This window comes from Ectopseudomonas khazarica (assembly GCF_017915135.1).
Lineage (GTDB): Bacteria > Pseudomonadota > Gammaproteobacteria > Pseudomonadales > Pseudomonadaceae > Aquipseudomonas > Aquipseudomonas khazarica.
The window spans coordinates 2,209,653-2,231,085 of the sequence record NZ_CP068551.1 but is presented as its reverse complement, the minus strand read 5'-3'; the positions used below and the strand labels follow the sequence as shown (position 1 = coordinate 2,231,085).

General features: G+C 65.6%; 22 protein-coding genes and 1 other RNA gene. 7 read left to right on the top strand and 16 right to left on the bottom strand.

All coding sequences use genetic code 11. The features are described from left to right. Positions 1 to 53: 53 nt before the first annotated feature. From JLK41_RS10540 to dnaX, 4 genes are all read right to left on the bottom strand, one after another. Complete coding sequence (locus JLK41_RS10540; protein WP_210390974.1) at positions 54 to 632, bottom strand: eCIS core domain-containing protein; 579 nt, start codon at positions 630 to 632, stop codon at positions 54 to 56. A gap of 28 nt (positions 633 to 660) precedes the next feature. Continuing rightward, a complete protein-coding gene (gene recR / locus JLK41_RS10535) occupies positions 661 to 1,260 on the bottom strand; it encodes a recombination mediator RecR (RefSeq protein ID WP_037054265.1) in 600 nt (199 codons plus the stop codon). 241 nt (positions 1,261 to 1,501) lie between these two features. Further along, a complete protein-coding gene (locus JLK41_RS10530) occupies positions 1,502 to 1,828 on the bottom strand; it encodes a YbaB/EbfC family nucleoid-associated protein (RefSeq protein ID WP_003460931.1) in 327 nt (108 codons plus the stop codon). 23 nt (positions 1,829 to 1,851) lie between these two features. Continuing rightward, the gene (dnaX, locus tag JLK41_RS10525) at positions 1,852 to 4,035 is read right to left on the bottom strand and encodes a DNA polymerase III subunit gamma/tau (RefSeq protein WP_210390973.1); all 2,184 of its coding nucleotides are present in this window, start codon (positions 4,033 to 4,035) and stop codon (positions 1,852 to 1,854) included. Between the two features lie 471 nt (positions 4,036 to 4,506). On the opposite strand from dnaX, the gene JLK41_RS10520 reads away from it, so the two are divergent. Together JLK41_RS10520 and JLK41_RS10515 are read left to right on the top strand one after the other, a co-directional pair. Next, a complete protein-coding gene (locus JLK41_RS10520; RefSeq protein ID WP_037054270.1) occupies positions 4,507 to 4,728 on the top strand; it encodes a hypothetical protein in 222 nt (73 codons plus the stop codon). 53 nt (positions 4,729 to 4,781) lie between these two features. Beyond that, positions 4,782 to 5,069 (top strand): DUF3509 domain-containing protein, encoded by a 288-nt coding sequence (locus JLK41_RS10515; protein WP_037054273.1) that lies wholly within the window; start codon positions 4,782 to 4,784, stop codon positions 5,067 to 5,069. Positions 5,070 to 5,253: 184 nt separating this feature from the next. On the opposite strand, the gene ffs is transcribed toward JLK41_RS10515, so the two are convergent. Together ffs and JLK41_RS10505 are read right to left on the bottom strand one after the other, a co-directional pair. Further along, positions 5,254 to 5,350: signal recognition particle sRNA small type (gene ffs / locus JLK41_RS10510), an RNA gene on the bottom strand. Between the two features lie 105 nt (positions 5,351 to 5,455). Next, a complete protein-coding gene (locus tag JLK41_RS10505; protein ID WP_175253600.1) occupies positions 5,456 to 7,090 on the bottom strand; it encodes a methyl-accepting chemotaxis protein in 1,635 nt (544 codons plus the stop codon). Positions 7,091 to 7,581: 491 nt separating this feature from the next. Between JLK41_RS10505 and JLK41_RS10500 the strand changes: the two genes are divergently transcribed. Next, positions 7,582 to 7,860 carry an HU family DNA-binding protein gene (locus tag JLK41_RS10500; protein ID WP_037054278.1) on the top strand — a complete coding sequence of 93 codons (279 nt, stop codon included), beginning with the start codon at positions 7,582 to 7,584 and terminating at the stop codon, positions 7,858 to 7,860. A gap of 44 nt (positions 7,861 to 7,904) precedes the next feature. Here JLK41_RS10500 and JLK41_RS10495 read toward each other — a convergent pair whose 3' ends face one another. The 9 genes from JLK41_RS10495 to JLK41_RS10455 all read right to left on the bottom strand — a co-directional run bounded on the left by JLK41_RS10495 (position 7,905) and on the right by JLK41_RS10455 (position 15,939). After that, positions 7,905 to 8,198 (bottom strand): copper-binding protein, encoded by a 294-nt coding sequence (locus JLK41_RS10495; RefSeq protein WP_210390972.1) that lies wholly within the window; start codon positions 8,196 to 8,198, stop codon positions 7,905 to 7,907. Positions 8,199 to 8,218: 20 nt separating this feature from the next. Further along, positions 8,219 to 8,719: a cupredoxin domain-containing protein gene (locus JLK41_RS10490; RefSeq protein WP_210390971.1), complete on the bottom strand. Its 501-nt coding sequence runs from the start codon at positions 8,717 to 8,719 to the stop codon at positions 8,219 to 8,221. 58 nt (positions 8,720 to 8,777) lie between these two features. Then, a complete protein-coding gene (locus tag JLK41_RS10485) occupies positions 8,778 to 10,190 on the bottom strand; it encodes a multicopper oxidase family protein (RefSeq protein WP_210390970.1) in 1,413 nt (470 codons plus the stop codon). Positions 10,191 to 10,206: 16 nt separating this feature from the next. Further along, the gene (locus JLK41_RS10480) at positions 10,207 to 11,607 is read right to left on the bottom strand and encodes a TolC family protein (protein WP_210390969.1); all 1,401 of its coding nucleotides are present in this window, start codon (positions 11,605 to 11,607) and stop codon (positions 10,207 to 10,209) included. After that, the gene (locus tag JLK41_RS10475) at positions 11,594 to 11,893 is read right to left on the bottom strand and encodes a hypothetical protein (RefSeq protein ID WP_210390968.1); all 300 of its coding nucleotides are present in this window, start codon (positions 11,891 to 11,893) and stop codon (positions 11,594 to 11,596) included. Before JLK41_RS10475 ends, JLK41_RS10480 begins: the two co-directional genes overlap by 14 nt. A 75-nt stretch (positions 11,894 to 11,968) precedes the next feature. Next, entirely contained in the window at positions 11,969 to 12,355 is a 387-nt protein-coding gene (locus tag JLK41_RS10470; protein ID WP_210390967.1) for a hypothetical protein, read from the bottom strand. A 67-nt stretch (positions 12,356 to 12,422) separates the two neighbouring features. Further along, positions 12,423 to 13,850 (bottom strand): arginine-ornithine antiporter, encoded by a 1,428-nt coding sequence (gene arcD, locus JLK41_RS10465; RefSeq protein ID WP_210390966.1) that lies wholly within the window; start codon positions 13,848 to 13,850, stop codon positions 12,423 to 12,425. 213 nt (positions 13,851 to 14,063) lie between these two features. Next, positions 14,064 to 14,666 (bottom strand): glutathione S-transferase family protein, encoded by a 603-nt coding sequence (locus JLK41_RS10460; protein WP_210390965.1) that lies wholly within the window; start codon positions 14,664 to 14,666, stop codon positions 14,064 to 14,066. 115 nt (positions 14,667 to 14,781) lie between these two features. Next, on the bottom strand, positions 14,782 to 15,939 hold the full coding sequence (locus JLK41_RS10455; RefSeq protein ID WP_210390964.1) for an aminotransferase-like domain-containing protein: 1,158 nt from the start codon (positions 15,937 to 15,939) through the stop codon (positions 14,782 to 14,784). 82 nt (positions 15,940 to 16,021) lie between these two features. Here JLK41_RS10455 and JLK41_RS10450 point away from each other — a divergent pair, with 82 nt between their 5' ends. The 4 genes from JLK41_RS10450 (at position 16,022) to JLK41_RS10435 (ending at position 20,634) form a co-directional block, all read left to right on the top strand. After that, positions 16,022 to 16,537, top strand: a complete 516-nt coding sequence (locus JLK41_RS10450) for a MarR family winged helix-turn-helix transcriptional regulator (protein WP_047584269.1) — start codon at positions 16,022 to 16,024, stop codon at positions 16,535 to 16,537. Between the two features lie 135 nt (positions 16,538 to 16,672). Beyond that, positions 16,673 to 17,191, top strand: a complete 519-nt coding sequence (locus JLK41_RS10445; protein WP_037054308.1) for an RNA polymerase sigma factor — start codon at positions 16,673 to 16,675, stop codon at positions 17,189 to 17,191. Beyond that, on the top strand, positions 17,188 to 18,147 hold the full coding sequence (locus tag JLK41_RS10440; RefSeq protein ID WP_210390963.1) for a FecR family protein: 960 nt from the start codon (positions 17,188 to 17,190) through the stop codon (positions 18,145 to 18,147). Before JLK41_RS10445 ends, JLK41_RS10440 begins: the two co-directional genes overlap by 4 nt. An 81-nt stretch (positions 18,148 to 18,228) precedes the next feature. Then, positions 18,229 to 20,634, top strand: coding sequence for a TonB-dependent siderophore receptor (locus tag JLK41_RS10435; RefSeq protein WP_210390962.1), 2,406 nt, complete (start codon positions 18,229 to 18,231; stop codon positions 20,632 to 20,634). Between the two features lie 54 nt (positions 20,635 to 20,688). On the opposite strand, the gene JLK41_RS10430 is transcribed toward JLK41_RS10435, so the two are convergent. Continuing rightward, a complete protein-coding gene (locus JLK41_RS10430) occupies positions 20,689 to 21,336 on the bottom strand; it encodes a hypothetical protein (protein WP_210390961.1) in 648 nt (215 codons plus the stop codon). Between the last annotated feature and the right edge of the window lie 97 nt (positions 21,337 to 21,433).

Genomic DNA, 21,433 nt, shown 5'->3' with positions numbered 1-21,433 from the left:
TTATTGTTTTGGCCACCCTAACCTAGCGCTTGCTTGGTTTTCAAGCGAGCGTTTCATTTCTGCCCGCGCAGCGCGCGCCTGACCCGTACCTGCATGGCATAGGCTGGCGCCTCGACAGCCTCGAAATCACGCGTGTAGCGCTGGGCGAATCCGCTGCTGCCCCACTCGCGATACTGTCGTACGTGCCAGAGTTCGTGCGCCCAGAGGGCAGCATCCTGGCCGGCGGCATCAGCGCTGCGAAACACCACCACATCGATCAGAGTCACGGCCTGCACGTCCGGGTTGCGCAGCATGACGCTGGCAGCGTCCATCGCGTCGGTGCTGCCCACGCGAAAGCGCACCTCGTCGAGCAAGGCGTCATCGTAGAACGGCGCAAGCTGCGCGCGAATCATCAGGGGTATCGGCTCGGTGCCAGCATTCAGGGCCGCCTGGCGTGACTGCTGCAGCCAGGCTTCTAGGTGTGCGGCGGCCAGGTTCAGGCCATCTTCACGCACGCGGGCCGGATCGGGCACACACAGACAGCTCTGCCCCAGGCAAACCGGGATCTGGCCGAGCGCGCACTGCGCACTTGCCGCAACCGGTATCCCGAGCAGGAGCGCCAGCGCGACACGGCGCACGAAATCGCGGCCCATGGGCAGCGCGCAGCGTGGGTGCGAAGGGTCAGAGCGTGATCGGACGTCGGCCGGCCAGTGCGTGCGCCAGCGTGCCGCCGTCGACCAGCTCCAGCTCGCCCCCCAGCGGCATGCCGTGGGCGATGCGCGAAGCGACCAGGCCCTTGCCGGTAAGGATCTGCGCGATGTAGTGCGCCGTGGCCTCGCCTTCCACCGTCGGGTTGGTAGCGAGGATGACCTCGCTGAAGGCACCGGCGTCGATGCGCTCCAGCAGCTCGGGAATACCGATGGCTTCCGGCCCCAGGCCATCGAGCGGCGACAGGTGCCCCTTGAGCACGAAGTAGCGCCCCCGATAGCCGGTGTGCTCGACGGCGTAGACATCCATCGGGCCTTCCACCACGCACAGCAGGCTGTCGTCGCGACGCTCGTCGGCGCACAGGTGGCAGATGTCGTCCTCGCTCAGACTGCGGCAACGCTTGCAGTGCCCCACCCCTTCCATCGCCGCATTGAGTGCCTGCGCCAGGCGCTGGCCGCCACTGCGATCACGCTCGAGCAACTGCAGAGCCATGCGTTGCGCAGTCTTCTGCCCCACACCAGGCAGGATGCGCAGGGAGTCGATCAGCTGGCGAATCAGAGGACTGAAGCTCATGGTGTTCCTACAGGTTGATAGCCCGGACGCGCTCCGGGGAAATGGGCCAGGCAACAGGCCCGGATAGGCACTGAGGCCAGCCACCACCCTGCGCGCACGAGCGCCATGTCAGGCGTGGTGATCAGCCGACGTGCGGGGCAAGGCGCAGGTAGACGAAGAAGCGCCGTATGCGGGAGCGCATGCGAGTTCCGCGTCCGCCTGCAACGCCGCCCTGTGCGTCGGCTGGACGGCACGAGGCCGGTCAGAAAGGCATCTTGAAGCCTGGCGGGAGCTGCATGCCGGCCGTCATGCCGGACATCTTCTCCTGGCTGTTCTGCTCGACCTTGCGCACCGCATCGTTGACGGCCGCGGCGATGAGGTCCTCGAGCACTTCCTTGTCTTCCTGCATCAGGCTGTCATCCAGGGTGATGCGCTTGACGTCATGGCGGCCGGTCATCACCACGCTGACCAGGCCGGCACCGGACTGGCCGGTGACTTCGGCATTGGCCAGCTCTTCCTGCATCTTCTGCATCTTTTCCTGCATCTGCTGGGCCTGCTTCATCAGGCCTGCCATGCCACCTTTCATCATGTCGGTATCCTCGGGTGTTCGTGTTAACGGGAGGTGTCGAGTGGTTCGATACTGTCGTCGCGCACCTTGGCGGCGAACTGCTGGATCATCTGCTGCACCAGCGGATCGGCCTGGATCGAGGCCTCGGCACTGCGCTGGCGCTCGGCACGGCGACGGGCCGCCGCCTGGGCCGGTGTCTCTTGCTCGGGCTTGCACAGCTCGATACGCAACTTGATGCTGCGCCCCTGCTGCTGATTCAAGGCATCGTTGAGACGCCGCTGCTGGGTCGGATTGAACAACGCACTGTGCGCCGGGTCCAGGTGCAGCAGCCAGTCATCGCCATTGGCCTCGATCAGCGTGCAGTTGGCCGCGATGCTGCCGGTCATGCCGCCCAGACCCAGTTGCGGGAACAGGGACAGCCACTCGGCGGCCAGGCCCGTGGCGGGTTTGGCCGCAGGCAAAGGCTCTTCGACCTGCGGCGCCGCGGCTTCGCTCTGACCGAAATCGTAGTCGAGCGTTTCGGCGTCCATCTCGACGTAGTCGTAGTCACCGGGCGGCGGCTCATCGTCGCCAGCGTCAGCGTCGGCCTCTGCCTGCACGATCGCATTGGCGACCGAGGCCACGACCTCGGCCTCCAGCGGCGCCACGACAGGCGCCGACGGCGCTGCCACGACTTCAGGCTGGGCAACGGCAACAGCTTCTGGCGCCTTGGCGGTGTCCCAGGGCAGATCGACGACGGCTTCAGGCGCGACGGGTGCTGCTGGCTCTGGCTCTGGCTCTGGCTCTGGCTCTGGCTCTGGCTCTGGCGGCAGGCTGGCGGCGGTTTCGGGCGTGTCAACGACCGCTACCGGCACGTCCGCAACCGGCACGTCCGCAACCGGCACGTCCGCAACCGGCACGTCCGCAACCGGCGCAGGTTCGCTCGCGGCCGGCACAACGCTCGTGTCCGGTGCCACGGAAGCAGGCTCGGCGGCCGCCGGCATGACAGGCGCAGGCGCAGCCGCTACCGGGGCAGCGGCAGGCGCCGGGGCAGAAACGACAGGAGCCGGCATAGCGGTGCCGGCCACTGGGTTCGTCCGGGAATCAGCAGTGGCCTGGCTGATCCCCAACGGCTTTAGCGTGACCCTGGGAGCATCGTCGGCTCCCGCAGGGCGGAAGGCCAGCATGCGCAGCAGGACCATCTCGAAACCACCACGCGGCTCAGGCGCCAGCGGCAGATCGCGACGGCCGATCAAGCCCATCTGGTAGTAGAACTGCACATCCTCGGCAGGCAAGGCCTGGGCCAGCTGCAGCACGCGCTCGCGGTCACCCTGACCGTTGTCCACCGCGTCCGGCAGCGCCTGGGCGATGGCCACGCGGTGCAGCACGTTGAGCATCTCCGCCAGCACGCCATTCCAGTCCGGGCCCTGCTCCGCCAGATGACGCACGGCTTCGATCAGTGCGCGCGCATCGCCTTCGATCAGCGCGTGCAGCACGCCATAGACCTGGCCGTGATCCAGCGTGCCGAGCATGGCACGCACATCGGCGGCCAGCACCTTGCCTTCACCGAAGGCGATGGCCTGGTCGGTCAGGCTCATGGCATCGCGCATCGAACCATCGGCGGCGCGCCCCAGCAGCCACAGGGCGTCATCTTCGAACGGCACGTTCTCGGCGCTGAGGACATGGCTCAGGTGCTCAACCACCCGCTCCGGCGGCATGTTCTTCAGGGAGAACTGCAGGCAGCGCGACAGCACGGTGACCGGCAGCTTCTGCGGGTCGGTGGTGGCGAGCAGGAACTTGACGTGAGGTGGCGGCTCTTCCAGGGTCTTCAACAAGGCGTTGAACGAGCTGGTGGAGAGCATGTGCACTTCGTCGATCAGGTAGACCTTGAAGCGCCCACGGGTCGGCGAATACTGCACGTTGTCGAGCAGCTCGCGGGTGTCCTCGACCTTGGTACGACTGGCGGCGTCCACTTCGATCAGGTCGACGAAGCGCCCCTCGTCGATCTCCCGGCACACCGAGCAGGTCCCGCAGGGCGTGGAGCTGATGCCGGTCTCGCAGTTCAGGCACTTGGCGATGATCCGCGCAATGGTGGTCTTGCCCACCCCACGGGTACCGGTGAACAGGTAGGCGTGGTGCAGGCGCTGGCTGTCCAGGGCATTGATCAGGGCTTTGAGCACATGGGTCTGGCCGACCATTTCGCGGAACGAGCGCGGACGCCATTTACGTGCAAGAACCTGATAACTCATGGAAAACCGTCATGTGAGGAAAGCAAAAGTGGGCTAATCCTAGCGGAGCGACCGGCAAATTGCATCCGCCAACCGAGCCACTGAAAAGGCCCCTTGTCGAGTTGCGAAACAGTGCTGTTCATTTATTGCGCAATACAGTATGATTCGCGCCGTTCGTACCAAGCTGCAAGTCATCCAGGCCCTCGCGCCTCCCCGCTGGTTTCCCGGTTCAACGTCTAGCGCATTCCTGCGCAGCCGCCCTCCCCGATCCCACCTGCTGACTGATCAGGCCGACTCGCCACTCACGTTAACTGGCGCAGTTCCTCCGCCTGCCTCCGACGTACTGACCACGCCGAAGAACCGTAACAATGGAACTTTATCGTGCTAATACAGCTCCGATCGGTTGACTGCTATGGCCGCTTTTCGGCCAACCCCATGGAGCGACACCACGCGCAACGAAGCGCACATGCTTTAAAGGAAACACTTAGAAAAATGCATACTCAACATCAGATTCAGAAAGCCATCAGCACGCTGACCCACGCCTTCGCCCCGTTCGACTGCCGTATCCAGGCAGCGCGCAAAGGCAGCTTCAGCTTTACCCTGGTCGACAAGACCGGCATTGCCCAGTACAGCCAGCGCCTGTACCCGGGCCAATACGGCGACGACTCGCTGCAACAGGTGATCGAGCGCACCCGCCAGTCGCTCATCGCCTGAACCTATCGCTCATCCTGAGGTCCAAACTGGCCAATCTCAGGATGGAGTAGGTCATGGAATTCACCAACCAGCAACTCGTCGATCACCTGTTCACCCCGCTGCGTGCCAACTTCAGCTCCCCACGGCCGGACGGCAGCGTCATCCTCGCCCTGCTCGACGAGAGCGACAGTACCGTCTACAGCCGCGTGCTGGCCAAGCCACAGCTCGACGACCAGAACGCCTTCGCCCAGAGCCTGGAAGACATCCGCCTCGAACTGGCCGTACGCGCTGGCAACATCCCTGCCGAACTGCGCAAGACGCTCAAGGAACAGGACAGCGTACTGAGCTATCGCACGGCCTGAAGCAGAGCGCCGTCAACAGAGCGCCCGATGCCATTGGCATCGGGCGTTTTCGTTCATGGCGCAACGATCGCCGCATGCCGCACGAATGCGCATGGACGGGCGGTGACGAGCAGGCGGCAGCCCTGGCGATGCGCGCGCAAGCCAAGAAGATGATCGAAGTGGGGAATCGCAGATTGGAGGCGAGCCCTGCCAGCCACACCCCGGCACACGATGTTCCCGCTGTGGCTGCTCCCTTCCGGGCCTGACCAGGTTCACAGGTAATCGTTGCGAGGGGACCGACAGGACCCACCATCACGCAGCCCGTCATTGCGACGGGCCGCGCCATTGTAACGACTAAACGCAAAGTTACAACCGGTTCAAACACTTAGATGCGTTGCAGCACCCTCTCACACGCGAAAACGCCCCACCAGCTGCGCCAGACCGTGGGACAGCTCGGACAGGTGCTGGCTGGCCCGCGTGCTCTGCTCGGAGGTCTGCGCCGCCTCGTTGGAGAGGTCACGAATGTCGCTGATGTTACGGGCGATCTCCTCGGTCACGCTGCTCTGCTCCTCGCACGCCGTGGCGATCTGCGCGGCCATGTCGTTGATGCGCTGCACCGACTCACCAGTGACGTTCAACGCCTGGTCGACGCCGGCAGCCTGATCGACGCTCTGCCGGGCCCGTTCGCTCCCCGTGTGGGTCGCCTTGACCGCGTTCTGCACCCCGACCTGCAAGCGCTCGATCATGCCCTGAATGTCCTTGGTGGACTCCTGGGTACGCGCCGCCAATGCCCTGACCTCGTCGGCCACCACCGCGAAGCCTCGCCCCTGCTCGCCGGCACGTGCCGCCTCGATGGCGGCGTTGAGCGCCAGCAGGTTGGTTTGCTCGGCGATGCCCTTGATCACGGCCAGCACCGCGCCGATGTTGGCGGCCTCCTGCTCCAGGGTCTGGATGGTCGAGGAGGCGCTCTCCACTTCCTGCGCCAGCTGACGGATCGAGGCGATGGTCGCCCCCACCACCTCGGCTCCTTCGCGTGACTGTTGCTCGGCACTGCGCGCTGCATCCGCCGCATTCTGCGCATTGCGCGCCACCTCATGCACGGCCGTGCTCATTTCCGTCGCGGCGGTGCTGACCTGGTCGACCGCCGCATGTTCACTGCTGATCAACTGGTCATTGGCTGCCGCCAGACCGGCAAGGTTCTTCGCCGAGTCGGCCACCTCGTCGGTGACCCGCCCCACTTCCTTGATCAACGGCTGCAGCTTGTCGAGGAAGCGGTTGAAGGCATGGCTGAGCTGGCCCAGCTCGTCCTTGGACAGCACGTCGAGACGCACGCGCAGGTCGCCATCGCCATCGGCGATCTGCTCGATGCGATGCAGCAGGCTGTGCAGGGGACGCGTCACCAGCAGCGGGAAGCCGATGACCAGCAGCAGGCAGACGGCCAACCCTACGGCAATGACGATGCCCTGCTGCCAGGCCAGTTCTTCGCCACGGGCGATCGCCGCAGTGCCCACGGCGTTGGCGGAGCTGTCCTCCATTTCGCCGAGCTTGTTGATGGCGCCACGCATCACCTCGAACTGCGCCTCGCTGTCACCGAAGCTGAGGTGGCTCGCCTCCTCGGGGTTGCTGGCGGCCAGCTGCAATACTTTCAGGGAGGTGGCTTTCCACAGTTCGAAGCCGCGATCGAACTCGGCGACCAGCGCCATCGCTTCGCTGCCGGGCTGCATGTCCGCGAACTTGTGCACGCGGTCATAGGCCTGTTGCAGGTTCTCGGTGTGCGCGGCGCGCAGTTCCTCGAGATGGCTCCCCGAATCCTCGTCGAGCATACTGCGCTCGGCGATGAACGCCTGGTAGAGATCCCGGTCGGCATTGAGCAACAGGCTGATGCCTGGCAGGAAACGGTTGGTCAGGGTCGTCGAGGAATCGGCCACCTGCGTGATGCCACGCATGCCGAGCACGCCCATGGCCACCAACAGGGCCGCCAGAAGGAGGATGGGCAGGGCAATTTTCCAGCGAAAACCAAGGTCAGTGAAGGCACGCAGCATGATTGCACTCCAGTATCAATCAGGTAAGAGCAAGCATAGTCGAGGCTGGCAAAACTGATTCGTCAGCCTTCCTGGCCGTGAGCCTAGGCACGAAGGCTTAACACTTCGTTAAGCCCGATCAGGGTGCGTAATGCGGTTGCACAGGCTTGGCTCCCCTCTCCCATTTATGGGAGAGGGGCTGGTGGAGAGGGCTGAAAATGCCGCAAAGCTGCCAGTGCCCCCTCTCCGAACGCGGCCCGCCCTAACCCTCTCCCCAACGGGGCGAGGGGACTCGCGTCCGACCACCTTTTATGTGGACAGCATTCCGACCAGGGTCCCGGCTTTTTTATCCACCACCCGGAACCACCCGACCCGCTGCGACACTAAGCCCTATCGGAAGTGTCTGCCACGGCACTCCCGGGCTGTACCTTTTGTGCTAGCTTTCCCTCGTTTTCGGCTGCCCGGGCGCGAGCCAGGGCACCGAACCCCTCATCTGCAAACGGAGTTACATCATGGCAATCACCAAAGACCAACTGATCAGCGACCTGGCCGAGGCCGTTTCCCTGCCGAAAGCCACTGTCCGCACCCTGATCGATCAGCTGGGCGAAATTGTCGGCGACGCGCTGGAAAACGACGGTGAGATCACCCTTCCTGGCATCGGCAAACTGAAGGTGAGCGAGCGTCCGGCCCGCACCGGCCGCAACCCGCAGACCGGCAAGAGCATCGAGATCGCGGCCAAGAAAGTGGTCAAGCTGGTGCCTGCCAAGGCGCTGAGCGATGCGCTGAACTGATTGTCTGCCGGCCCGGACGCAATGCCGGGCCGGTCTGTTTCAGCTTACTTCAGTACATTCAACTCGGTGACGACGTAGCGACTCCCCCGCTGCTCCACCTGAAAGCTCACCTTCTCCCCGCCTGAAACGCCTTCCAGCAATTTCGGCTCGCCCACCTCGAACACCATGGTCATCGGCGGCATGCCGACGCTGGCGATGGGGCCGTGACGCAGGGTGACCTTCTGTGCGGCGATGTCCACCTTGCGCACCTCGCCCTGGCTCAGCGGCGCGGGTTCGGCGGCCTGCAACGGCAGGCTGAACAGGGTGGCCAGGGCCGTGATCATCAATGTGCTCTTCATACGTGCATTCCTCCAGCAGGTCATTCGGCCAACACCTGGATGCGGCCAGTCATGCCGGCCTGGTAGTGGCCGGCGATCAGGCAGGCGAAGTCGAACTCGCCTGCACGGTTGAACGTCCAGATCATCTCGCCGCTCTGCCCGGGCGCGACATGCGCCATGTAGGGCTCGTCGTGCTCCATGCCGGGAAACCTGGCCATCATCGCGGCATGCTGATCCAGCTCGGCTCGGGTGCCGATGACGAACTCATGCAGCAACTGCCCGTCGTTGTGATGAACGAAACGGATGGTTTCGCCCTGCCTGACCTGCAGGCGATCCGGTGTGAAACGCATCTGGTCGCCCATGCGGATGTCGATGCTGCGGTCGACCTGTGCAGCGTTGCCAGCGATGCCCCAGGGCTTTTGTTCCATCGGCATCGCCGCGGCATCGTGAGTGTCATGGGCTTCGCCGTGGGCAAGTGCCAACGGGCTATTCAGGACGCCACCCAGCGTCAGGGTCAGGGCAAGAAGCGATAGGGTTTTCATTCAGGATGATCCTCGATTGGTCTGCTGACCGGGCCGCGCGTGGCAGCCCGGCGTGTTTTCAATGCCCGGCATGGCCACCGGGTTTGCGTACCTGCACGTCCACCGGCGCCTCGACCGGCCGCTCGAGCGGCATCGACTGACCGCCGCCGTCACGCGTGCGGCTCGGCTCGGCCAGGGCGCCTGTCCACTCGTAGGCCTGCGAACCAGGCGGATGCCTGAACCAGCCCGGATTGCGGTAATCACCAGCGGCCTGTTCCTTGCGCACCTTGAGCAGGGTGAACATGCCGCCCATCTCCACCGAGCCGAAGGGCCCGTCACCGGTCATCATCGGCACGGTGTTGTCCGGCAGCGGCATCGGCATCTCCGCCATGTCGGCCATACCGCGCTCGCCCATCACCATGTAGTCGGGCACCAGCCTGGCGATCTTGCCGGTCATGTCGCGGTGATCGACGCCAACCAGCGTCGGCACGTCGTGGCCCATGGCATTCATGGTGTGGTGGCTCTTGTGGCAATGCAGTGCCCAGTCGCCCTCCTCGTTGGCGATGAACTCCATCTGGCGCATCTGCCCCACCGCCACGTCGGTGGTCACTTCCGGCCAGCGCGAAGCCAGTGGCGTCGGCCCGCCGTCGGTGCCGGTCACCTCGAATTCGTGGCCGTGCAGATGGATCGGGTGGTTGGTCATGGTCAGGTTGCCGACACGCAGGCGCACCCACTCGCCCTGACGCGCCACCAGCGGATCGATGCCGGGAAACACGCGACTGTTGAAGGTCCACAGGTTGAAGTCGAGCATCTGCATGATCTTCGGCGTGTAGGCGCCGGGCTCGATGTCGTAGGCGTTGAGCAGGAAGCAGTAGTCGCGGTCCACCTCGCTGATCAGCGGGTGGTGCTCCCTGGGGTGGGTGACCCAGAACCCCATCATGCCCATGGCCATCTGCACCATCTCATCGGCATGCGGGTGGTACATGAAGGTGCCGGGCCGGCGCGCGACGAACTCGTAGACGTACGTCTTGCCCACCGGGATCGCCGGCTGGGTCAGGCCCGAGACGCCGTCCATGCCGTTGGGCAGGCGCTGGCCATGCCAATGGATGCTGGTGTGCTCGGGCAGCTTGTTGGTGACGAAGATGCGTACCCGGTCGCCCTCCACCACCTCGATGGTCGGCCCCGGTGACTGGCCGTTGTAGCCCCACAGGTGAGCCTTGTAGCCGGGCGCCAGCTCGCGCACCACCGGCTCGGCGACCAGGTGGAACTCCTTGACGCCGTTGTTCATGCGCCACGGCAGCGTCCAGCCGTTGAGCGTCACCACCGGGTTGTAGGGGCGCCCGCTGCCTGGCTGCAAGGGCGGCTGGGTATCGGCGCTGGCCTGCAGCACCGGCTCGGGCAACGCGGCCAGGGACACCCGGCTGACCGCCGAGGTGGCGACCGCCGCACCGATGGCACTGGCGCCGAGAAAGAAATCACGTCGTGAAACCATGTCAGCAGATCCTTGTTCAGTGGCCGCCAGCGGCCGGCTCGGTACTGGCGACTGGCGCCGCGGCGAGCGTGGGATTGGGTGTGCCCAGCAGGGCCATGTCGAGGTCGGCGCGGGCCAGCCAGAAATCACGCTGCGCCTGCAGATAGCCATCCACCGCCAGCACCTGGCGACGGGCGTCGGCAAGCAGTTCGAAGGTGCTGATGAACATGCCGTTGTAGCGCAGCAGGTTTTCCTCGGCCATGCGCTGGCGCAGCGGCAGGACCTCGACGCGATAGTGGCGCGCCAGTTCGAAGGCATTGCGATAGACCTGGTAGGCCTCGCGCACCTGCGAACGGGCATTGATCGCCGTCTCGGCAGCCCGGTTGAGCGCCTGGCGATACTGCGCCTCGGCCCTCGCCACCTTGGCGCCGCTCCAGTCGAACAGCGGCAGTTCGACGCTGATCTCGTAACCGCGCTGGGTCGGTTCCTCGTTGGAGCGGTTGTTGACCACGCCCAGCTCCAGCACGTTGACGAAGCGCGTGGTGCGCGTCAGCCCAAGGTTCTGCGCCAGCCGCTCGACGTCCAGGCGCATCGCCTGAATGTCCTGGCGCTGGTTCATAGCCAGGCGCTCCACCTCCGGCAGTTCATCCGCCGCATCCGGCAACGGCGGCAAGCGCTCGGGCAGGCGATAGGCAATCTGCTCGCCCCACAGGCCGAGCAGCCGGGTCAGCCGCTCGCGGCTGGCCACCCGCGCCTGTTCGGCACGCAGTACGGCGATCCCCGCCTCGGCATAGAAGCCCTGCTGCTCGGCCTGCTGCAACTTGCTGAAGTTGCCGACCGCCGCCAGCCGCCTGGCCAGTTCGGCGCCGGCTTCGGCGGCCTCCAGCACCTGCCGCGCGTAGACCAGCCCCTCCTCCGCCGCGACCGCCTGGTACCAGGCCTTGCGCGTCTCGCTGGCCAGCTCGACCACCGCCAGGCTGGTGCGGCGCTGCAACTGCTCGAAGCGCCTGCCTTCGAGACGCGAGGTCATCGGCAAGGCGATCAACCGCGCCAGGTTCAGGTGCAGGCCGCGCTCGTATTCCACTTCGCGGCCTTTCTCCAGGCGCCCGTAGGAGAAACCGGGATTGGGCAGGCGCCCGGCCTGTACCCGCTCGGCTTCGCCAATGCCCAGCTCGTCGAATGCAGCCTGCAGGCCGCGATTGTTGAGCAGGGCCAACTGCACCGCCGCGTCGAGGTTCAGCGGCTCGGCCAGCAGTTCGCCGACGCGCGCCTCGATCTGGCTGCGCCCGGCGTCGTCGCGCGCCCAGAGCACCTGCTTGTCCAGCTGACGTTCGGCGTCCTGCTGCACCGCGTCGAATCCGCCGTCCTCGCTGAAGCTGGCGCAACCGGCCAGCAGCGACAGGGCACAGAGCAGCGCCAGGGGTTTAATGATGGTCATGACCACCTCCCGAAGCAGGCTCGGCAGATGACTCGGCCGGCTGTGCCCAACCCTCCATGCTGTAGGTACGCCAGCCGCCGATACGACCGACCTGGTCGTTGGCCTCGCGCCAGTCCTGCAAGGGTTCGTCGGTGTGCGTGCGGTAGTCGCTCAACGGCGACTGGTAGACCTGTGCCGGCACCGCGGCAGCGGCATCCAGCGGGTCGGGCTGGACGGCCAGCAGCACGCCGGGCAGCGCCAGGGCAAAGGCACCCAGCGACCACCCGGCAATCGGATGAAACTTCATGATGTGTTCTCGCGTAGGGCGGCCAACCGGCCGCATGAGCTACAAGCGCCGGTCTACGGCGCTAACCTCGGGGGCTCAGGCGAGAAAAGGACGCGGGGGGCGTTCAGGCGTGTCGGCCACGCCGATGACGAGGCGATCGGGCCAGGCCATGGGCGGCTCGGCGCTTCGCGCGATGCTGTGATTCAGGAACGGCTCGCCGGGCGCGGCGACACCGACGCAGAAGGCGCACAGGGTGCAGACACCGCCATCCGCGGCGGGCGCGGCATCCTGCTGCAGGTCAGACGCGTCGGCCGTGGCCATGCCATGAGCCATGCCGGACGCGCCATGCTCCGCCATGCTCATCGACATGACGCTGCTGCGGTGAACCTGCTGGCAAAGTTGCATGCCGAGCGCCGCCATGGCCTGTGTCGGCAAGGCCAACATCAGCATCCAGATCAGGGCGGTACGCAGGGTCTTGCGCATAGAGGTCGTGCAGCCGGTTCAGCAAGCGATGTTCGGATTATCCTTACACCGGGCGCTTTGTCCAGCGCTACAAGGTCAAATGCCCGGCGTACAGGCCATAGCCGGCCACCACGGCGGTCAGCAGCACCGCGCTGAAGATCAGCCATTCATGGGGCCGGAACAAGGCCTGGCCCAGTTCGCGCTTGGCCCGCTGGAACAGCAGCACGCCCGGCGCGTAGAGCAGCGCCGACAGCAGCAGGTACTTCACCCCGCCGGCATACAGCAGCCAGGCGGCATAGAGAATCGCCAGCAGACCGACCAGCAGATCCTTGCGCCGTACTGCGGCTTGCGCCTCGTAGGTCTCGCCACGCACCACCAGCAGCAGCGCGTAGATCGACGACCACAGATAGGGCACCAGGATCATCGACGAGGCCAGGTAGATCAGCGACAGGTAGGTGCCCTGAGCGAACAGGATGATCAGCAGGAACAACTGGATCATCGCGTTGGTCAGCCAGAGCGCGTTGGCAGGCACCTTGCTGGCGCTCTCCCGGCGCAGGAAGGCCGGCATGGTGCCGTCCTTCGCCGCGACGAAGAGGATCTCCGCGCAGAGCAGCGCCCAGGACAGCAATGCACCGAGCAGCGAGACGGCCAGGCCGACGCTGATCAGCACCGCGCCCCAGCGCCCCACCACATGCTCCAGCACACCAGCCATCGACGGGTTCTGCAACGCGGCCAGCTCGGGCTGGCTCATCACCCCCAGCGACAGCAGGTTGACCAGCATCAGCAACGCCAGCACCCCGAGAAAGCCGATCACCGTGGCGGTGCCGACATCCCTGCGCCGTTCGGCACGCGAGGAGTACACGCTGGCCCCCTCGATACCGATGAACACGAACACGGTGACCAGCATCATGTTGCGCACCTGCTCCAGCACGCTACCGAACTGCGGGTTGCTGCGCCCCCAGATATCCCGCGTGAAGACGTCGCGATCGAACGCCAGGCCGACGATGACGATGAACAGCAGGATCGGCACCAGCTTGGCCACCGTGGTGACCAGGTTGATCAGCGCCGCCTCCCTGATCCCGCGCAGCACCAGGGCATGCACGCACCAGAGCAACACCGAGGCGCAGCCGATGGCCAGGGGCGTATTGCCCTCGCCGAAGGCCGGGAAGAAATAGCCCAGTGTAGAGAACAGCAGCACGAAGTAACCGACGTTGCCCAGCCAGGCGCTGATCCAGTAGCCCCAGGCCGAAGAGAACCCCATGTAATCGCCCAGACCGGCTTTGGCATAGACGTATACACCACCGTCCAGCTCCGGTTTGCGATTGGCCAGGCCCTGGAACACGAACGCGAGCGCCAGCATGCCCACCGCCGTGATTCCCCAGCCGATCAGCACCGCACCGACATCCGCCCGGGCGGCAATGTTCTGCGGCAGCGAGAAGATCCCGCCACCCACCATCGAGCCCACCACCAGCGCGGTGAGCGCACCCAGGCTCAGTTTTCGACTTCCGTCCGACATGGCGGTCCCTCTGCGAGCTACCGCCAAACTCTAGCAGGCCGTTGAAAAACGTAGGCGAGGCAGCCAGTGCAAGACGAAAACAGGCGAAAAAGCGGAGTTTACGAGCTGTAAATGAGCATTTTGAGCCTGTTTTTAACGCTGCAATGGCAATGCAGGTAGTTTTTCAACAGTCTGCTAGACCAGAGCGGTGAACCTACCAGCACACTTCCCCGCTCAGCCCAGCATCGTCACGTGATGCGGGTGGCTGGCCACGCGATCGAGCCAGGCACGCACCGCCGGGAAGGCTTCGAGACTGAAGCCGCCTTCGTCCGCGACATGGGTATAGGCATAGAGCGCGATATCGGCAATGGAGTAGTGCTCACCGACCAGATAGGGCGTGCGTTCGAGCTGCCTCTCCATGACCTTGAGCGCCTTGTAGCCGAGCTTCAGGCAGCGTGCGTGCTCCTCGCGACGGTCCTCGGGCATCCCCTGGTAGAGCTGGATGAAGCGCGCCACCGCGACATAAGGCTCATGGCTGTACTGCTCGAAGAACTGCCACTGCAGCACCTGAGTACGCAGGCGCGGCTCGCTGGGCAGGAACTCGCTGCCATCGGCAAGGAAGTTGAGAATGGCGTTGGACTCCCACAGGCAGGTGCCATCGTCCAGCTCCAGCACCGGAATCTTGCCGTTGGGGTTCTTCGCCAGGAAGGCTTCGCTCTGCGTCTCGCCCTTGAGGATATCGATGGGAATCCACTGGTACGGCTTGCCCAGCAAATGCAGCATCAGCTTGACCTTGTAGCAGTTGCCCGAACGGTAGTCGCCATAGACCTTGAACATCGCGTTGCCCTCCCTATCAATCCTCGCGGCAAGCTCGCCGCCAATCACCCTGCCTGCCGGAGCTGCCGTGTCCGGAGCACTCGCGACTCACGCCGCGCCTGCAGGCAAACAACCGTCACGCACCCTGCGCACCACGGATCACCGCAGCCAACCGGCGCAAACCCTCGCCCAGGCGCTCCGGCGCCACATGGCTGAAGTTCAGTCGCAGATGCCCGGGGTTGGCGTCCGGGTCGATGAAGAACGGCTCGCCCGGCATGAAGGCGACATTCTGCGCCAACGCCGCATCGAGCAGCGTACGGGTATCGAGCGGCTGCTTCAGGGTCAGCCAGAAGAACAGGCCGCCCTGCGGAACCTCCCACTCGGCGAGATCGCCGAAATGCTCCAGCAGCGCACCCTGCATGGCGTCGCGACGGATACGGTAGAAGTCACGCAGCTCGGCCAGGTGACCACGGTACTGCTCGCTGCCCAGCCACTGCAGCGCCTGCCACTGACCGATGCGGTTGGTGTGCAGGTCGGCCGACTGCTTCAGACGCAGCAGGTGCGGGTACAGGTCCCTGGTGGCGATCAGATAGCCCACGCGCAGGCCCGGCAGCAGCGTCTTGGACACGGTACCGGTGTAGATCCAGCTGGCTTTGCGCAGGCGGCTGACGATGGGCGTGGCGCTGCCGGCATCGAACACCAGCTCACGGTACGGCTCGTCCTCGATCAGGGTCACGCCGAATTCGTCGAGCAGCGCCGCCACGGCCTCGCGCTTGGCTTCGCTGTAGCGCGTGGCGGACGGATTCTGGAACGTCGGGATCAGGTAGGCGAAAGCCGGCTTGTGCTGTTCCAGGCGCTGGCGCAACACGGCCAGCTCGGGGCCGTCGGCCTCCTGCGGCACGCTGATGCAGTCGGCACCGAACAGCTGGAACGCCTGCAGCGCCGCCAGGTAGGTCGGCGCCTCGAGCAGCACTTCGGTGCCCGGATCGATGAACAGCTTGGAAGCCAGGTCCAGCGTCTGCTGCGAGCCGCTGACGATCAGCACCTGGCTGGCATCGCACGGCACCCCCAGGGCACGCGCCTCGGCAGCGATGGCTTCGCGCAGCGCCGGCTCGCCTTCGCTCATGCCGTACTGGCCCATGCTCGCCGGCATCTCGGCCCAGTCCACCTTCGGCAGCATCGGTTCGGCCGGCAGGCCACCGGCGAAGGACATCACCTCCGGACGCTGCGCCGCGGCAAGAATTTCACGGATCAGGGAGCTTTTCAGGCGGGCGATGCGTTCGGAGAAGGCCATGGTGTGTCCTGGGGTGCCAAAGTCGTTTAATTAAGTCAAACTGCTTGACCGAAACTACGCCGCCACCCAGAGATACGTCAATATGACTGACCTAAAAAATTTCTCCGAGAAATTTTTAACGTCGCCCGGCGACAGCCCCCAGGGTGGCCTCAATGGTGCGCAGGTCATGCGCAATTCCGCCGCCCAGCAGGCCGCCATGGAGGCCTTCTTCTTCGGCTATCAGGCCTTCACCGCCAAGCCCGACGAGATGCTGGCCAAGCGCGGACTGTCGCGCGTGCACCACCGCATACTGTTCTTCATCGCCAAGTACCCGGGCCTGAATATGAGCGAACTGCTCGGTTACCTGGGCGTCAGCAAGCAGGCACTGAACATGCCGCTGCGCCAGCTGATGGAGATGCACCTGGTGCAGAGCGAGGCGGCTGCGGACGACAAGCGCAAGCGCCTGCTGGTGTTCACGCCGGAGGGCGCCAAGCTGGAACAGGCCCTGCGCCGGGAACAGGCCCGCCTGCTGCAGCGCGCGTTCGCCGAAGTGGGCGAAGACGCCGTGCAGGGCTGGCTCCAGGTCAACCTGGCCCTGGCCTCCAGCCACAGCAACTAGTCCGGGCCGTGGCCCCTGTAGCTGGCCTTCTGCAACCATCCATCGCCGATTTGACGCAGCGATTGCGTCATGGCCGCCTCCTCTGCGAACATATGCGAATCATTATCAACTCAACTTAGATCTCGCGAGGGGCGTGTGTCGGTTCAGGACTCCAGCAATCAGCAGTTGGTCGGCCTGCTCTACCGCGATCACCGCGACTGGCTGTTCGGCTGGCTGCGCAAGAGCCTGAACTGCGCGCAACGCGCGGAAGATCTGAGCCAGGACACCTTCGTCCGCCTGCTGGGGCGCACCGAGCTGCACAGCCCACGCGAACCCCGCGCCCTGCTCACCACCATCGCCAAAGGGCTGCTGGTCGACCAGTTCCGACGCAATGCCCTGGAGCGCGCCTACCTGGATGAGCTGGCACTGGCCCCCGAGGCCGTGCAACCCAGCCCGGAAGAACAGGCGCTGGCCCTGGAGCAGCTGGCGGAGATCGATCGCCTGCTCGGTCAGCTGTCGAGCAAGGCGCGCGCGGCATTCCTCTACAACCGCCTGGACGGTCTCGGCCATGCCGAGATCGCCGAGCGTCTGGGGGTCTCCCCTTCCCGCGTGCGCCAGTACCTCGCCCAGGGCCTTCGCCAGTGCTATGTCGCGCTGTATGGGGCACCGCAATGAGCCAGGTTTCGGCTCGCGCCCTGGATGAGGCGATCGCCTGGCAGCTGTGTCTGGGTTCGGGCAATGCCAGCGAGCAACAGCACCGCGAGTTCGCCAGGTGGCTGGCCGTCCACCCCGAGCATGGCCTGGTCTGGCGCCGCCTCGGCGGGATCGATCAGCAACTCGCTGCGGCCAACACGCCCCTGGCGCGCCGTGCGCTGCTGCAAGGCGGCATCAACCGCCGACGCAGCCTGCGTCGCCTGGGCGGTGGCACCCTCGGCCTGCTGCTTGCCGCCGGCGTCGCCCTGACCCTGCTGGTTCAGCAGCGCCCGCTGGACGACTATCTGGCCGACTATCACACCGCAAGCGGCGAGCAGCGCGACCTGTTGCTCGCCGACCGCAGCCAGGTGCGCCTCAACAGCCGCAGTGCGCTGGACGTGGAGTTCGACGCCAGAGAGCGTCGCCTGCGCCTGCGCAGTGGCGAGATCCTGATCCAGACGGCCAAGGGCGATACGCGCCCGTTCATCGTCGAGACCGAGCAGGGCCGCCTGCACGCGCTGGGCACGCGCTTCCTGGTGCGCCGCGAAGGTGCGGCGACCGAGCTGATCGTCCTGCAGTCGGCTGTCGCCGCCAGGCCGCGGGCGGCCACCGAGGAGCGCATCATCCACAGCGGCGAGCAGGTGCGCATGGACCGCCATCACCTGAGCGACAGCTCGCCCGCGCCGGTCGGCGCCGACGCCTGGAGCCGCGGCATGCTGGTGGCGGACAACCTGCCGCTGCAACAGCTGATCGACCAGCTGGGCGAATACCGCAGCGGCTACCTGGGCCTCGATCCGAGCCTGAGCGGCCTGCGCATCAGCGGCAGCTTCCCGCTGCACGACAGCGACAAGGCACTGGCCGCCATCGCCCTCAGCCTGCCCGTGCAAACCGAGCGACTGGGCCCCTGGTGGACTCGCGTGGTGCCCCGGGAAAAATAGTTTTCCCTCCCCCCTGTCACTTTTTCGTTCTGCTTCGGCAAGAAGGCATTGAGATACATTAACTCTTAGGAGACGTTCGCAATGTCCTTCCGCCCTGCTCCGTTCCGCCACACACTGCTGGCCCTCACCGTCGCCTGCGCCGGCCATGTCGGCCTGGCCCACGCCGAAGCCTATCAGTTGCCGGCAGGCCCACTGGCGCCGACGCTCAATCAGATCGCCAGCCAGGCCGGCGTGACCCTGAGCATCGACCCGGCCCTGACCGAGGGCAAACGTTCGGCGCCGGTCAGCGGTGACTACGAAGCCCTCGACGCGCTGAACCAGGCACTGCGCGGCACCGGCCTGCAGCTGCAGGGACGCGGCGGCGCCTACAGCCTGGCCCCCGCAGCGGAAGCGGCGATGGCCCTGCCGGACGTGACCGTCACCGCCAGCGAGCAGGCGGCCGAACGCGCCCTGGGCCCGACTCGCGGCTACCTGGCCAACCGCACGGCCACCGGCACCAAGACCGATACGCCACTGCTGGAAACCCCACGCTCGATCTCCGTGGCCACCCGCGCGCAGATGCAGGATCGCAAGGTGCAGAACCTCGACGATGCCGTGCGCTACATGCCCGGCGTGATCGCCAGCAGCTACGGCAGCGACAGCCGCGCCGACTGGATGAAGATCCGCGGCTTCGAACCGATCCAGATGCTCGATGGCCTGCCGCTGCCCAAGGGCAGCTACACCATGGCCAAGCTGGAAACCTGGAACCTGGAGCGCGTCGCCGTGCTGCGCGGGCCGGCCTCATCGGTCTATGGCCAGACCCCGCCCGGTGGCCTGGTCGATGCCGTCAGCCGCCGGCCGCAGGCCGAGAGCAGCCATGAGGTGCAGGTGCAGATCGGCAACTACCAGCACAAGCAGATCAGCTTCGACAGCACCGGCAAGATCGACGACGACGGTCGTTTCCTCTACCGCTTCAGCGGTGTCGGCCGTGACAGCGGTACGACTGTCGAGCATATCGACGATCAGCGCTTCAACCTGGCGCCGAGCCTGACCTGGAACATCGCCGACGAGACCAGGCTGACCCTGCTCGGCCAGTTCAACCGCGACGATACCGGTGGCACCAGCCAGTTCCTGCCGTTGCAGGGCACCAAGCTCGATACGCCGGCAGGCAAGGTCGACTACAACAAGAACCTCGGCGACCCCGACTGGGAGTTCTACGACAAGACCTTCTATGCCCTGGGCTATGCCTTCGAGCACCGTCTCGACGACATCTGGCAGTTCCGCCAGAACCTGCGCTACAGCAAGCTCGAACTGGACAACCAGATCATCACCGCAGGTGGCTGGTCCGGTGCGGTCAGCGACGACGGCAGCGTCAGCCGCGGGGCCAACGTGTACGACGAGAACATCAGCCATTTCGCCGTGGACAACAACTTCCAGGCCGACTTCAGCACCGGCGCGCTGGATCACACCCTGCTGCTCGGCCTGGATTACCTGCGGGTGAATACCGACTACCGCTGGCTCTACGGCAGCGCACCGAGCAGCAACATCATCACCCCGGTCTACGGCCGGGACTTCAGTGGCGTCGCCTACAGCGCCTTCCAGGACTACAACCAGAAGCGCCGCAACACCGGCCTCTACCTGCAGGATCAGATCGCCCTGGACGCCTGGCGCCTGACCCTCGGTGGGCGCTGGGACCGACTGGAAACCGACTCGGTGTTCCACAACGCCAGCGACGCCAAAGACAGCCGCCGCGACAGCCAGTTCAGCGGCAACGCGGCGCTCAGCTACGTCTTCGACAGCGGCTTCACCCCGTACCTCTCCTATGCCGAGTCCTTCCAGGCCGAAGCGGGCGGCAGTGGTGGCGAAGCGTTCAAGCCCAGCACCGGCAAGCAGTACGAACTGGGGGTCAAGTACCAGCCACCCGGCAGCGACCTGCTGCTGACCGCTGCGGTCTATGACCTGAAACGGCAGAACATCGTCACCACCAACGTCGCCGGGGCTACCGAGCCGGTCAGTGAAGTCCAAGTACGCGGCCTGGAGCTGGAGGCCACCGGTAACGTCACGGAAAACCTCAGCCTGACCGCGTCCTACACCTACACCAACAGCAAGATGACCGAGGTGGGCGACCCGCGTGACAAGAACCGCGCGCTGCCGCTGATCCCCGAGCATCAGGCGTCCGCCTGGGCCGACTACGACTGGCATCAGGGCGCGCTGGCAGGCTTCGGGGTGGGCTTCGGCGCTCGCTTCGTCGGCTCCACGGACAACATCGCGGTCGGCAGCATGGGTTTCGTGCGCGCCGCCTCCGACGGCCACAGCAGCGCCTACACCGTCTACGATGCCGTCGTGCGCTACGACCTGGGCCAGCTCGATAGCAGCCTGCGCGGCGCCAGCCTGTCGCTCAATGCCAGCAACCTGTTCGACAAGGAGTACCTGGCCACCTGCGACGGCTTCTACTGCTATGCCGGCGACCCGCGCCGGGTCACTGCCAGCCTCGACTACAAGTGGTAGGCAGGCACGCCACCGGGGTCGCCCAGCGGGCGGCTCCGGCCCTATGCAACACCCTCAGTCAACCTGCTCCGGCAACTCGGCCGCCGCACTGAAGAACACCCGCATCAGCGCCACTCCGGCACCGAGCAGGGGCAGCACGGCCAGCAGCGCCAGTATCACGCTGGCCAGCATCACCCCGCCGACGATGTCGAGCCAGGCCATCACCTTCAGCGCCGGATAGGGGCATGCCACCTTCAGCAGGCGAATCCCCAGCCAGGCGGTGCAGGCGCCCATCAGCGCCAGCAGCAGCATGTAGCCCAGCGTCGGCCAATCCAGGGCGGTGAACAGCTGCTCGCCGAATGCGCTATCCGCCAGTTCCAGCGACACCGTCACCAGCAGCAGGCTCCAGATCGGAGCCGCCAGATGCCGGGCGGCGAAACGTGCCTCGGCGAACGCCTTGAAGCGCAGCAGCAGGTAGCAGCCAAGCAGCACCAGCATCAGGCTCAACCAGCCGATGTAGCTCTGCAGCCGCTGCGCCTCGCGCTCATCCAGCCATGCGCCGGCCAGGGTCAGGCCGACCACCAGGGCATTGGCCAGCACCGCCACCAGCGCCAGCCAGCCAAGCACGCGCAGCTGGCGGGCGCTCCAGCCCGGCAGTGGCGGCCCCCCACGACGGTCGAGCAATTCCACCTGCGGTGCGCTGTAGGGATTGTCCGGCTGCATCACCCTGCCCCTGTTCGACGATGGCTGCAGGCTAACCAGCCAGGTCCCGCTTGAACAGACTGTACGGTTCAACCCAGGCGTGGCTGTATCGCGACTT